Origin of the sequence: Collinsella sp. HCP28S3_E9 (assembly GCF_052065455.1) — a bacterium.
Taxonomy (GTDB): domain Bacteria; phylum Actinomycetota; class Coriobacteriia; order Coriobacteriales; family Coriobacteriaceae; genus Collinsella.
Genome location: NZ_JBQHTZ010000011.1, coordinates 19,047 through 32,831, shown reverse-complemented (window position 1 = coordinate 32,831; position 13,785 = coordinate 19,047). Strand labels below are relative to the sequence as shown.

The 13,785-nt window shown below is 61.7% G+C and carries 11 protein-coding genes; 4 read left to right on the top strand and 7 right to left on the bottom strand.

Translation table 11 applies throughout. The annotated features are described in order from the left end of the window. Nucleotides 1–12: 12 nt before the first annotated feature. A complete protein-coding gene (locus ACTNA2_RS06555; protein WP_441048946.1) occupies nt 13–2,583 on the bottom strand; it encodes a glycosyl hydrolase in 2,571 nt (856 codons plus the stop codon). A gap of 116 nt (nt 2,584–2,699) precedes the next feature. Here ACTNA2_RS06555 and ACTNA2_RS06550 point away from each other — a divergent pair, with 116 nt between their 5' ends. The 4 genes from ACTNA2_RS06550 to ACTNA2_RS06535 all read left to right on the top strand — a co-directional run bounded on the left by ACTNA2_RS06550 (nt 2,700) and on the right by ACTNA2_RS06535 (nt 6,919). Next, nucleotides 2,700–3,707 (top strand): AraC family transcriptional regulator, encoded by a 1,008-nt coding sequence (locus tag ACTNA2_RS06550; RefSeq protein WP_441048945.1) that lies wholly within the window; start codon nt 2,700–2,702, stop codon nt 3,705–3,707. A gap of 172 nt (nt 3,708–3,879) precedes the next feature. After that, complete coding sequence (locus ACTNA2_RS06545) at nt 3,880–5,328, top strand: glycoside hydrolase family 1 protein (RefSeq protein WP_441048944.1); 1,449 nt, start codon at nt 3,880–3,882, stop codon at nt 5,326–5,328. 263 nt (nt 5,329–5,591) lie between these two features. Next, entirely contained in the window at nt 5,592–6,128 is a 537-nt protein-coding gene (locus tag ACTNA2_RS06540) for a PTS sugar transporter subunit IIA (RefSeq protein WP_427719835.1), read from the top strand. A 233-nt stretch (nt 6,129–6,361) separates the two neighbouring features. Beyond that, nucleotides 6,362–6,919, top strand: a complete 558-nt coding sequence (locus tag ACTNA2_RS06535; RefSeq protein WP_441048943.1) for a hypothetical protein — start codon at nt 6,362–6,364, stop codon at nt 6,917–6,919. 147 nt (nt 6,920–7,066) lie between these two features. Here the strand turns inward: ACTNA2_RS06535 and ACTNA2_RS06530 are convergent, their stop codons facing one another. The 6 genes from ACTNA2_RS06530 to nikR form a co-directional block, all read right to left on the bottom strand. Beyond that, nucleotides 7,067–7,735, bottom strand: a complete 669-nt coding sequence (locus ACTNA2_RS06530) for an HAD family hydrolase (RefSeq protein ID WP_229770728.1) — start codon at nt 7,733–7,735, stop codon at nt 7,067–7,069. 124 nt (nt 7,736–7,859) lie between these two features. Further along, a complete protein-coding gene (gene hypE, locus ACTNA2_RS06525) occupies nt 7,860–8,894 on the bottom strand; it encodes a hydrogenase expression/formation protein HypE (protein WP_441048942.1) in 1,035 nt (344 codons plus the stop codon). 81 nt (nt 8,895–8,975) lie between these two features. Further along, nucleotides 8,976–10,091, bottom strand: a complete 1,116-nt coding sequence (gene hypD, locus ACTNA2_RS06520; protein WP_441048941.1) for a hydrogenase formation protein HypD — start codon at nt 10,089–10,091, stop codon at nt 8,976–8,978. Continuing rightward, nucleotides 10,091–10,351, bottom strand: a complete 261-nt coding sequence (locus ACTNA2_RS06515) for a HypC/HybG/HupF family hydrogenase formation chaperone (RefSeq protein ID WP_154518167.1) — start codon at nt 10,349–10,351, stop codon at nt 10,091–10,093. Before ACTNA2_RS06515 ends, hypD begins: the two co-directional genes overlap by 1 nt. A 134-nt stretch (nt 10,352–10,485) precedes the next feature. Further along, nucleotides 10,486–13,161, bottom strand: a complete 2,676-nt coding sequence (hypF, locus tag ACTNA2_RS06510; RefSeq protein WP_441048940.1) for a carbamoyltransferase HypF — start codon at nt 13,159–13,161, stop codon at nt 10,486–10,488. Between the two features lie 117 nt (nt 13,162–13,278). Next, nucleotides 13,279–13,785, bottom strand: a complete 507-nt coding sequence (nikR, locus tag ACTNA2_RS06505; RefSeq protein ID WP_441048939.1) for a nickel-responsive transcriptional regulator NikR — start codon at nt 13,783–13,785, stop codon at nt 13,279–13,281.

The window sequence follows — 13,785 nt, the reverse complement described above, 5'->3', positions numbered from 1 at the left end:
AAAGGGACAGGTTTATTTTGGCAGGTTTTGCCCGCAAAGGGTAACGGGGCCGAGGATGCCGCTGGGGGCGACGGGCTCGGTGAGGGCGAAAATGTCGGGGATCGCATGGTCGAGCGTGTTGATGACGTCGATCGTGAGCTCATGCGCACCGGCGGAAAGTGCGCCGGCGGCAAAACGATAGGGCGGGCAGATGCGTGTGCCGAGCGGGCGTCCATCGAGCGTGAGCGTCGCGGTTTCGTAGATGTCTCCCAGGTCGATTGTGGCGTCGGCGCAATCGTTGGCCAGCTCAAACGACGCATGATATCGGTAGGTACCGCAGGTGCCGGTGAACAGATCGGCTGTAAGGTCGCACAGGCGCTTGAGCTTTTGTGATTCACCAAAGGCGCCATTGCTGCCGGCAGGAGAGAGGGCGACGGTCCATGGGCCTTCGATGCGCAGGCCGAGCGACGTGTCAGCGTCGATTGCGCCGTCTCCAGGCGCATTCTTGCTGCTCGTTTCCAAAACAACGATGCAGCTCTCGAAGGGTGCGAGCTCCAACGCACCGTCAAACGCAACGGGCCCGGCGCCGTTTAGCAGGTCGAGCCGCGTGCCGCAAAGGCGCTCGCCTGTCGCAAGTGCAACCGTGCAGTCGATACGCTCGCGTGGGTGTTCGTTGACGAGCATAACGTAGGTCTCGCCCACCCGCTCGTAGCGAAGTACGCGTAGCCAAGGCTGCGGTGTGTCAGGCACAACGGTCTGCAGTCCCGCGCTTGCAAGCGCGCGGGCGACATCGGCCAGCGGCGTTGCGACGAGCCTTCCCAGCTCGACCGCGCCATCGGTATCGTAGAATGTGCCGGGCACCTCGTCGACGGCAAGCACCATAACGCCTGCATCCGCCATGCGTCTCACTGCCTCCGCCGTCGCAGCGCCAATAAATGAAGCTCCTGGCATAACAAACGCCTGGTAACGACAATCGTTTACGGTAAGTAATCCGTCGGCAATCGAAACCTCGTAACGGTTCTCATCCTCAAAAGCCTCGGCGGGCACAAAATCAAAGTCGATCTGCGCGCGCGTGAGCTCTGCCGCCACGCGCTCGATAGGCATGGCGTTGCCGGCCCATTCGGCATCGGCATGGTACAGGATGGCAACGGGGCGCATGGCATAGCCTCCTGAAAGCAGCGTTGCCGTACGGTTCATATAGCTCATGAGCTGGCCAAAGTGCGGCCATTGCGGATTGTTGCCGTGTGCGTAAAAGTGCGGCGGGCAGTCCCAATCGGGGAAGGGCGCCATGCTAAACGCGTGCGGCGTAAACCAGTTAATACCGCGGACGAGCATGTGGTCGGCGATCCATTTCATCTCGCGCAAGCCCTCGTGCCAGCCGAAGGCGCCAAAGACCTCGGCCATGCAGCGCCCCTGCTTTTTGGGGTCGAGGCGTGCGGCCGAAGAGCCCAACTTGGCGAGCGCGTAGGTAAAGAACTCCATGTTCCACGCGCCGTGGAAGTAGCTGTAACGTCCGTGGTCGACGCTGGGGGCAAGCTGGTTGATGACAACGTCGATGCCCGCCATATCCTGCCCGGCGACCGCGCGGAAGTAGTGTCCGGCGCCCTGGCCCAGGCGCGTGTGGCAACTCTTGTCCTCAATCACATGTCCGATGTGCATGACGCCGCGCTTGCGGCACCAGTCACCAATCTGCTCGTCAAAGCACGCGCGGTAGAGTTGCGTGGCGATGTCCATGTAAGTGTGGCGGACCCGAGCGCCGGCGGGGTCGCGCGTCCAAAGGCCGCGGAGCTCGGCAAGCCAGCTCGCGCTCAACTCCTCGTGCAAGCGGCGGGCAAGTTCATCCGACCAGGGCAGTGCCATATCGCCGCGTCCAATAAAGCTGCTGGTGGAAGCGTCTTCGAGGGTCGCACCCTTCTCGTTCATAAAGCCCGGTTCATCGGTAAAGAAGCCCAGAATGGTCTTGCCGAACTCGTCGCCCAGATGCTCAAACGTGGGTTCGTAGACGGCGTTGATGAGCATACGGCACGAATCGGCGTCGACCATGTTGATGTACTCATCGCGAAAGCCGGTCTTTTGGCTGGTGACGTAGAGCTCGAGGGTGGTGATGCCGGCAGGAGCGTCAAAGCGCAGGCGGACGGGAGTGCCATCCTCGGTCTGTTCAACGGCGAGCTCAAGGTCGAGCGGTGCACCGGCGGCGTCGAAAGTCGCCGTGCCCACAAAGCGCTCCGTGGGATCCATAAGATTACCGAGCTTAATGGTCGTGGACGGCTGGGGACCGACGACCGTTACCGTGTGATGCTTAAGCACGGTCTTTTTGAGCGCGGGGTCTACATCCTCGCCTGCAAGCGCGCCGTTGGCGTAGCCCGTGGGAAAGTGGGCATCATCGAGCAGCCAGATCTTCAAGTCCAGGCGCTTGCACTCGCCAATGATAAAACGCAGGTCGGACCACCAGCCGTCGCGACAAAACTCGGGATGCGTGCGCGATTCGAGGCAGACCTCGTGGATGTCCGCCCCGGCAATCTGCTCTAAGTATTCGGTAATCGTCTCGCGCGCCTCGCCCTTGAGCCACAAGAACGGAAGCACATGGTTGTCGTATGCCGCCATATCCACTCCTCTAAAACAAACCTTTTAAATCGATTGAAGTCAGAGTACGTCGCGCGCACACTCCTGCTAATATCACAAGCACGGCAGAATATGACCAAATCAATGATGGTGGCGATATGGATATCGCACGTTTGGACAATCTTTTGCTCAAGCTGACCGACAGCGAGCGCGCTTACTGCGCAGGCGCCCGCTATGACTGGAACGATGCGTTCAGCTCGGGTCATCAGCAGAATAACGGTGAAAAACATATCCATAAAATCGGTGACCCGACGCGAGCCCTGCACCAAGGAGGCATGCCTGAGGGCCTGTCAATCGTGCGCAACTCGCGCTTTAACCCCGTGCCGGAGCATGTGCACAATTATGTCGAAATCAGCTATGTCTATCGCGGGCATGCGCCGCAGGTCGTCAACGGCGCACGGCTCACGCTTGCCCAAAACGAGGTGCTCTTGCTCGACGCGGCCTGTCCGCATGCCGTAGGCGAGCTCGGCGAGCATGACATTATGCTGAGCATCGTCATCTCGCGGGTGATGTTGCACCGCAGCCTAGAGCAGAGCCTGTCGCCGTCAAGCGCCGTCTCGCAGTTCCTCATTAATGCCCTCAATGACGAAACCGACCACCGCGGTCATGTGCATTTCCGCACGGGCAACAGCCGCCGCGTGCGCCGATATATGCAGGAGATGCTGTGCGAGCTTCTGGAGCCGACGGCGGCGAGTCCCCAGATCGTGTCGAGGCTGTTTGAGTTGCTGCTGGTCGAACTTATGCAAAGCTATGAGACATCGCTGCTGCAGGCGGACATGCCCACGCTGCCTTCGGCGCAGGTCGCGGCCGCCGTGAGCTACATCGAGCGCCATGCCTGCGATTGTACGCTCGAGGACGTAGCTCGCCACCTGCATCTGAGTCCCAACTACGCAAGCGCGCTGCTCAAACGGCAGACGGGCCGCACGTTTATGCAGCTCGTGCAGGAGAGCCGCCTGGCACGCGCGGCAACATTGCTCGACGCCGGCGCCACTGCCGAAACCGCGGCACGCGAGGCCGGCTACGCCAACATGAGCTTCTTCTACAAAAAGTTTGCCGAGCGCTATGGCTGCACGCCGGCCGTCTACCGCCGGCGTTTGTCCAGATAAAACCTGCCAAAATAAACCTGTCCCTTTTTGGCAGGTATCAGGAAGTGTCAGGGGCGGGGCGGTGACGGGGCGCAAGGGCGAAAAGAAGTGTCGGGTTTGGTGCGCCCGCTTCTGCCCGTCCCGCGCGTGGGCGATACTCGGCTTATCGACCCACGATGCAAAGGAGATGCTCATGGCAAACATCAAGTTCCCCGAGGGATTCTATTGGGGCGGCGCCACCGCTGCCAACCAGTTTGAGGGCGCTTGGAACGTGGACGGCCGCGGTCCTTCCGTCGACGACCATTTCTTGGGCGGCAGCTACAAGGAGCCGCGTCAGATTACGATCGATATCGATCCCAACCGCTTCTACCCCAATCATGACGGTATCGATTTCTACCACCACTACGAGGAGGATATCGCGCTGTTCGCCGAGATGGGCTTCAATATGTTCCGCATGTCCATCTCTTGGAGCCGTATCTTTCCCAACGGCGACGACGCTGAGCCCAACGAGGCCGGCCTCGCCTTCTACGACCGCGTCTTCGACTGCCTGCGCGCCCACAATATCGAGCCGCTCGTGACCCTCTCGCACTACGAGATGCCCTATCACCTGGTCGAGAAATACAACGGCTGGGCGAGCCGCGAGCTCATCGGCTTCTTTGAGAAGTACTGCCAGACCGTCTTCGACCGCTATCAGGACAAGGTCAAGTTCTGGCTCACCTTCAACGAGATCAACTGCGGTACTCAGGACATGGGCAACCTCTTTGAGACCAGCATGATTCAGGGCTTTGAGGGTCCGGCGTCGGCGGTCCACACCACGCCGCAGGCTCGTATGCAGGCGTTGCATCACCAGTTTGTCGCCAGCGGCCGCGTCGTGCGCTATGCCCATGAGCATTACCCGCAGTTTAAGATGGGCAACATGGACTGCTTCATCCTTTCCTATGCCGCCACGTGCGATCCGGCCGACGTGTTCGCCACGCAGCAGGAGATGAATACCATGAACTGGTACTGCTCCGACGTGCAGGTGCGCGGCAAGTACCCGTTCTATGCCAAGCGCTTCTGGGCCGAGAACGATGTCGAGCTCGTGATGGAGGACGGCGACCTGCAGGATATCGCCGACGGCAAGGTTGATTTCTACACCTTTAGCTACTACATGTCCGGCACCGTGGGCACCCACAAGGACCACGAGATGACCGAGGGCAACATGACCTTTGGCGGCAAGAATCCCTATCTGGAGTCCACCGACTGGGGCTGGCAGATCGATCCGCTGGGCCTGCGCATCGCCCTCAACGAGATTTACGCCCGCTACGAGATTCCGCTGATGGTGGTCGAGAACGGCATGGGCGCCTACGACGAGGTCGAGGAGGACGGCTCCATCCATGACCCGTATCGCATCGCCTACCTGCAGAGCCACATCAAGGCCATGGGCGAGGCCATTGCCGATGGCGTTGACCTGATTGCCTACACCTGGTGGGGTCCCATCGACCTGGTTTCCGCCGGCACTGGCGAGATGCGCAAGCGCTACGGCTTCATCCACGTCGATAAGTACGACGACGGCACCGGTACCTACGAGCGCCGCCGCAAGGACAGCTTCTTCGCATACCAGAAGATTATCAAGTCCAACGGCACCGAGGGCTTGGAATAATTGAGCTCCGGCGTTCCGCCGAACGCCGGACCGGCCGCCGACTACGTGACCACCGACGTCGATGACGACGGCATCTGGAACGCTTTTGTTCACCTGGGGCTTATCGAGGCTTAATCGACAATATGAGTGCCCATGGGAAAAGGTTTTGGAAGGGCTTGGAAGGGCTTGTGATTCGGGCCCTCGCCTTAGCATTTTGGCCATTTGGCACTATAATCACCATAGGTATGCGCATAACATTGCGCTTAATCAAGAGGAGAAAACGTATGGGTCTGTTTGATATGTTCAAGAAGAAGGCTGAGCCCGTGGCTGCCGCTGCTCCGGCCTCCATTTCTGCTTCTGCCGGCGCCGACGTGCTGTGTTCGCCCGTCAAGGGCAAGGTCATCAAGATGGCCGACGTGCCCGATCCCGTCTTTGCTGGCGAGGTTTTGGGCAAGGGCTGCGCCGTGTGGCCCGAGGACGACCTGGTCTACGCTCCCTGCGACGGCAAGGTGACCGTCACCATGGGTCACGCCGTGGGCCTGCAGTCCGATAGCGGCATCGAGGTTCTGGTGCACGTTGGCGTCGATACCGTCAACATGAATGGCGACGGCTTCGAGGGCTTCGTCAAGGCCGACGACGTCGTGAAGGCCGGCCAGCCCTTGCTCAAGATCGACCGCGCCAAGATCGCTGCCGCCGGTTACAAGGACTGCGTCGTCGTGGCCGTGTCCAACACCGCCGAGTTTGCCGATGTCGAGCTCGCCGTCGAGGCCGAGTCTGCCGTCGCCGCCGGTGACGCCATCGTTAAGGTCGTCCGCAAGTAGTCTGCGGCATCCAGAAGATGCACAAGGGTGGTCGGGTTATCCGGCCACCCTTTTTTAATAGGCCGAGTAGGCGCATTTTATTGCAGGGGGCTTGCTTTATGGGCCATTCACTCGTCAAATTGAGCCGCCCACGCTTTTGCGACGTAGGGGGTTGAACGGAGCCGCTAATATGGACCTACTGTTACGACGTGCGCTGCGCGGGAAACGCAGCGCCGCTTGTTTGGAGGAATGTCATGAAAAAGAAGCTGCTGCTTGCGCCCTTGATGGCTGCCCTGGTCGCGTGCGTGGTTTTGCTTTCCGGCTGCGGAGGGCCTTCGGTGGAGGAGCTCATCACCGACGACCTTACGAGTCAGTTTGACGAGATCAAGAACGGCGGCGATGATTTCCTCTCCAGCCTGGAAGAGGCTTCGGGCGACGAGTTTGAGCAGCTGGGCATCGATCCCGAGGAGTATGCCAAGAGCTATCTCGAGGGTTTTGATTACAAGATCGGTGATGTGACGGTCGATGAGGACAAGGGCACCGCGACCGCCGAGGTCACCATCACCTGCAAGTCCATGAACAAGATCGTCGAAGATTTCGCCACCCAGTATCAGGAGAAGATCGCCGCACTCGATACGATGCCTTCCGAGGACGAGCTGTACAAGATGGCCGGCCAGGTGATGGTCGACGTGACCAAGGCCGCTAAGACCAAGGACACCAAGGTCACCTTTAAGTATTCCGCCAACGAGGATAACGAGTGGTCTGCCGACGATTCCGCAACCACCGAGATGATGAATGCGATGATGAACTAGTTCGTTGCGGCGCTTTACCAAACGCCGCAACTGCTCGACGCTGCGTGGGCACCAGAGCGACAACTTGTCATTCAAAGAGGACGGCATGACCAGAAGGTCTATGCCGTCCTCTTTTCATGCCAATTTGTTCGCTCTGGTGCCCGCTCGCTACTCGCCCAGCACCAGCGCCGCGAGCTCTGCCTGGCTGTCCACCACGTAGTCGGCGCCGGCGGCTTCCAGCTCTGCGCGGCCGCGGAAGCCCCAGCTGACGCCTGCGCTCTTAAGACCGGCGTTGTGGCCGGTCAGGATATCGACATTGGAATCGCCTACGTAGAGCGTGGTCGCCGGGTCGGCGCCCAGCTCTTCCATCACATGCAGCGTGACGGGTGCTTCGGGCTTGGGCGGAAACGCATCGACACGGCCCTGTACCAGCGCAAAGCGCTCGGAACCAAAATACTTCTCGATAAGCGGGGCCGCCGAGACGTGGTCCTTGTTAGTGAGCACGGCAAGCTGCACACCCGCGGCACGCAAGCGGTCGAGCATCTCGATCGTGCCGGCATAGGGGGCGGTGTGGTCCTCCTTGTGCTCGCCGTAATAAGCCCTAAACTCGGCAAGCGTCTGCTCAAACATACGGCCGTCGCCCGCGTACTCGGCGGGCATAAAGCGCTCAACCAGCTTGAGCATGCCGTTTCCCACCTTGTAGCGGTACTCGTCAACGGCAAACGTGGGCCAGCCGTGCGCCTCGCAGGTATGGTTGCCGGCGGCTGCCAGGTCCTCGAGCGTGTTGAGGATGGTGCCGTCCAGATCGAAGATCACATGGGAAAAAGCTGCTGCCATGAAAGCTCCCGTCATTGGGTTTTAAAACGCACCCCATAATACTGGGCTTACGCGTTGGGTGTGCTTGGAATCTGAACATCTCCAGGGATATCAGGTGACATCGCGCCGACTGTGCGATTCCGCCCTAGCAAATCCTTGGCAGCTGCTCTCCCACGAGCATGTCGAGGATGCGGGTCGAGCCCCAGCCGGTGCGCACGCGCACGGCGGGACGGGAGCCCTCGGCAAGCGGCAGCACGCGACCGATGATGGCGGCATTCTCGCCGTAGCGGGCGGCGCGCATGGCGCTCAGCGCGGCATCGGCCTGCTCGGCCGGCACGACGGCAACCATCTTGCCCTCGTTTGCCACCTGCAGCACATCGCAGCCGAGCATCTCACATGCCGCCTGCACGTCGGGGCGCACGGGCACGGCATCCTCGTCGATCTCCATGGCAACACCGCTGGCCTGGGCAAACTCGTTGAGTGTGGACGCCAGTCCACCGCGCGTGGGGTCGCGGAAACAGCGCGTGCCGGGCGCTGCGGCCAAAACGTCGGCAATCAGGTGGTTGAGCGGCGCGGCATCGCTTTCGATCGTGCTCGAAAATGCCAGGCCCTCGCGTTGGCTCATGATGGCGATCCCGTGGTCGCCGAGTGTGCCTGACACCAGGATAACGTCGCCGGGGCGGCAGTTGGCGCCGCTGAGCGCCACGCCCGTGGGAACCTCGCCCACGCCGGCGGTATTGATGTAGACGCCGTCGGCCCCGCCGCGCTCGACCACCTTGGTGTCGCCCGTGATTATGGACACGCCCGCCTCGCGCGCCGTCTCGGCCATCGTCTGCACAATCTGGCGGAGCTTATCCATGGGATAGCCCTCTTCGAGGATAAAACCGCACGATAGGTAGCGCACGTTGGCGCCCGAGGTCGCGACATCGTTGACGGTTCCGCACACGGCGAGACGGCCGATGTTGCCACCGGGGAAGAACTGCGGCGAGACTACAAAGCTGTCGGTCGACATGGCGATGCGCCCGCTCGCGGGCAGCGCGGCGACGCCGGCGTCGTTGCCTTCGAGCAACTCGGGCGTCCCAAAGGCATCCAAAAAGACCTCATCGATGATGCGTTTCATCATCTGACCGCCGGAGCCATGGCCCAAAAGGACGGTGCTATCGGTGATGCTATGGGACATATCCAAAACTCCAATCGAGGGTGGAATTATATGGGTGAGGCGCAGCGTCGACCAGTCCGCCGCTCGTTAGAACGGCGGAACCTAATAGTCGCGGTAGCGGTAGTACGCCGCGCAGCTGCCTTCGGAGCTCACCATGCACGGGCCGACGGGGTGCTCGGGCGTGCAGGTGCGGCCAAAGAGCGGGCAGTCGCTCGGCGTAATGGCCCCGCGCAGCACGTCGCCGCAGCGGCACCCACGCGGCTCGACCGTCGCCTCAACGGGCACGTCAAAGCGGGTACGGGCATCAAAGCGCGAGAACTCGGGGCGGATGGAAAGGCCCGAGCTGGCAATCGGCCCCAGCCCGCGCCATGTGGTGTCGCATGGCTCAAACACCTGCTCGACCAGCTGTCGCGCCACGGGGTTGCCGCCTGCGTTGACGCCACGGCGGTAGGCGTTGCCAATCGTAGGCCTGTCCTCGACAACCATCTGGACCAGCATGCAGATGCCTTGCAGAATATCGACCGGTTCAAATCCCGTGACCACGCCCGGGGTATCGAACTCGTCGACCAAAAAGCTAAAGGGCGCCAAGCCCGTGATGGTGGCGACGTGGCCCGGCAGGATAAAGCCGTCGATGGCGGTCTCGGGATCGTTGGCGATGGCGCGCAACGCCGGCGGCGTGGTCTTGTGGGCGCAATAGACCGAAAAGTTCAAAAGCCCGCGCGTCTCGGCCTCCAAGATGGCAGCGGCGATGGTGGGCGTTGTGGTCTCAAAGCCGACGCCCATAAAGATGACCGGGCGTTCGGGATTTTGCTCGGCAATGTCGAGTGCGTCGAGCGGAGAGTAGACGATGCGGATATCGCGCCCTGCCGCCTTTTGCGCTGCGAGCGAGGTGGACGATCCGGGCACGCGCATCATGTCGCCAAAGGTGGTGATGATGGCGCCGTCTATGTTGGCGAGCGCGATCGCGTGGTCGATGTCACGGTTGGCGGTAACGCAGACGGGGCAGCCCGGGCCGCTCAGCAGCTTGAGCCCAGCCGGCATAATGGAGCGAAAGCCATAGCGGCCGATGCTCACGGTGTGTGTGCCGCAGACTTCCATAAGGTTGATGGTACGGTCGCCGACAAGACCGCGAATGCGTTCGATGAGCTCGCGAGCCAGCTTGGGGTCGCGAAATGCCGAAAAGTCGATACCGGAGCGCACCGGCTGTCCGGCCGCCACTAGTATGCCTCGGCCGGGTTACTGGCCAGTTGGTCTTCTTCGGCCAGTTCGGTCATGGCGTTAACGAGCTCGAGCGTTTCTTGCGCTTCCTGCTCGTCGACGATCTGGATGCCAAAGCCGGCGTGTACGAGAATATAGTCGCCAACCTGCGCCGTTGGCACGAGTCGCAGCGACACGGGGCGCTCGATGCCCATCATGTCGACGGTAGCCTTGAGGCCGTCGTCGCGTTTGACTACTTTACCGGGGACGGCAAGGCACATATTGTTCCCCTTTTAGACGCTTTGCGCTGGATGGGCGCTCAATAATCCATCAGTTGATGGTAACGCTCGCGGGGTTCGCGGGCAAACGCGTTACGCCTGTGAGACGGCTGGGCACAGCGGTGTGCGAGAGCGAGCTACTGCGATGCGATCTGCGCAAGACGAGCGCTTGCGACCGCCGCCTGACCGTAGGCGATGCAGCCGTCATTGACGGGCACGGTATGGGGGATAAGGACAGTAAGACCTGCGCTTTTGAGCTCGCGGGTGAGGAGCTGGAGCAGAAGTCGGTTCATGAACACGCCGCCCGAGAGCGCGACGGTGTCGATGCCCTCGCACGCGCAGATCTCGCTGGCGATGCGTGCCGAGGAGCGCGCGACGGCGACATGGAAGTCGAGTGCGAGCCTGTCGGCGGGCACACTGGCTCTGGTTCCCTCCAAAAGCGCCGCAAAAAGTGAGCTGGGGCTCAGGACGAGAGACCTGCTCGAGGTTGCTTGGACAGTTAGTTCAGATTTGTACTTTTTAGAGTGGTAATGGGTGGTATAGATCGTCTGCGAGGGCCCCGAATGGGTTGATTTGGGGTATCCGGCGGGCGAATTAACCGCAAATGAGGTGCCTGGAGAGCCCTCTTCGGGGTAATCTGAGCCAAAACCGTTGGTTAGAGGGTCTGTTTTTAATACAAATCTGAACAAACTGTCCAGTCGCAATGGGTCAGATGCGGAACAGCCGTCTTTATCGCCGGGAACATGGGTAATTTTGCTACCGAGCGCGCGCCAGGCGGCGGCTTCGAGTTCGATGGCGGGCTCGCCTTCGTAGGTTGCCTGCCCGCAAATGCCCAAAACTGCAGCGGCGGCGTCAAAGAGACGCCCCATACTGCTCGTGCGTGGGCTGTTGATGTTCCGCTCGATCATCGTTGCCGTCACGCTGCGTGTTTGCTCGTCTAGGCCGTCCAAGAGCCGCTCGGCCCCCGGATGTTCAAGCAGGCCGAGCTCGCTGAGCAGGGCAAAGGCGTTGCGGCGGGCGTCGCGCACGGAGGCCGCCCCGCCGGGGAGCGTCCAGGTGCGCAAATGCGCGGCGCGCTCAAAGCCGCCAAGGCTGGCAACAAGAAACTCGCCGCCCCAAATGGTCCCATCGGTGCCGGCGCCGGTGCCGTCAAAGGCGATGCCAAGGACGCGCGCGTCGGTTGTAAGCTGGCCCGCGGCAATCGCCTCTGCCATTACGCTCGCGATGTGCGCATGATGGTGCTGCACCTCGACGAGCGGCAGATTGCATTTTCGCGCCTGCTCGCGCGCCCACTGGCTCGATAGATAGCTGGGGTGTAGATCGCAGGCCAAGGCGGCGGGCGCCAAGTCAAAGAGATCTTCCAAGCGCGTGCGCGCGGCGTTCCAGGCATCGAAGGTCTCGCCGTTTTCAACATCACCGATATACTGCGACACAAAACAGGTCGCCTCGCCGTTCGTCCCTTCACGCGTGAGCGCAATCGTGGCCTTTTGTTGTGGCCCGCAGGCGAGCACGCAGGACGGAGCGCCGTCGAGCGCCGGCAACGGCAGCGGCTGGGGTGCATATCCGCGAGCGCGGCGAACGGGCATAACGGCGCCGTTCGCCGCGCGCACCACAGAGTCGTCGTAGCGCGAGAGAATCGCACGGTCGTTGCCAAGTAGCGCGTCAGCGATGCCGGCGGCAACAAGGTGCTCCCATGCAAGGGTATCATCGGTCTCGATAGGTTCCTCGCTCAGGTTTCCGCTGGTCATGACGAGCGCGTGCATACCGCGGGCTTCTGCCGCGGCAAGCAACAGATGCTGAAGCGGTGTATAGGGGAGCATAACGCCAAGCTCAGGAAGGTTGTGCGCGACGGACGGCGCGAGCGCGTTGGGGGAGCCGCCGCTCTCGCAAACGGCACGTCGGCGCAGCAGCACGATGGGGCGAATGCTGCCGGCCAGCAGGCCGCGTTCAACGTCGTTGACATGGCACAGGCGTTCAACATCTGCAAGGCCGCGCACCATAACGGCAAGCGGCTTGTTGCTGCGGCGCTTGCGACGGCGCAGCTCGGCTACCGTCTTCTCGTTGGAGGCGTCGCATGCCAAGTGAAATCCGCCCAGACCCTTGATGGCGATGATACCGCCGTTGGCCAGCAGCTCAGCACAGCGGTCGATAATGGCATCGCTGGCCTCGCGCGTAGATCCGATGGCTGGCGTTGCATCGGCGGTCGCTGGGGCAACGCCGCAATCCGCCTCGCGCCACGTAATGTGCGGCCCGCAATCAAAGCAGGTATCGGGCTGCGCGTGAAACCGCCGGTCAAGCGGGTTGCCATACTCTGCGGCACAGGTGGGGCACATGGGAAAGCAATCCATCGAGGTGGCCGCTCGGTCATAGGGCAGCGACCGGATGATGGTAAAGCGCGGTCCGCAGTTGGTGCAGTTGATAAAGGGATAGTGAAAGCGTCGGTCGGCGGGGTCGAACAGCTCGTGCAGGCAGTCGTCGCACGTGGCGATGTCGGGCGAGACGAGCGTCGTGTGGGCGGTTTGATCCTGCGATGCCACAATGCGAAAGCCCCGCTCGTTGGCGGCGTCCCAGTCGCCGGGCGCTAGGTCCATAACCTCGACATGCTCCACACGAGCTGCCGCAGGCGTATGCTCGGAAAGCGCGGCGACAAATTCGTCGAGCGCCTCGCTTAGGGCGTGCGCCTCGATATGCACGCCATCGCCCGCGTTAAGCACCCAGCCGCAAATGCCGTGCGCCATGGCCTCGCGATACACAAATGGCCGCATGCCAACGCCCTGCACAATGCCCGTTACATGGATATGCGCATGTCGCATGCGACCCTCCTTCATCGAGACCTGCCAAAAAGGGACAGGTTTATTTTGGTAGGTAAAACGTTAAACCTGCCAAAACAAACCTGTCCCTTTTTGGCAGGTGCGCCGCGCAAAGACCCGCTACAGCCCCAGGCTCTGCTCGGTGGCGGCGCAGGTGAGCTCGCCGTGCTTAACGCCGCGCAGGCCCAGCAGACGGTCAGCCAGCTCGTAGACACGCTCGCCGCGACCCTTGAGCGCCAGAATCTCCAAGCAGTTGTGGTGGTCCAGATGCACGTGCATGGTCGAGACAATCTCGTCGGTGTAGTCGTGCTGCACCTCGTCCAGACGGCGCGTCAGATCGCCGGTATGGTGGTCATAGATCATGGTGAGCGACCCGATAACCTGCTCGTTGGGCGTCCGCATCTGCTCCTTGGCAATGGAGGCGCGAATCAGGTCGCGCACGGCCTCGGAGCGGTTGGCAACGTCGCCGCGGCGCGCGATTTGCTCGTCAAAGCGGCGCAACAGGTCGTCGGGCGCGGTGACCGAAAAACGGACCAGCTCGGAGGCGGAGGCGCTGAGGCGGCGGCCCACGTCGCCGGTCGGCCCGTGCGGATGCTCGTGCTCGCAGGCGTGTTCGTGCTCGGCCAC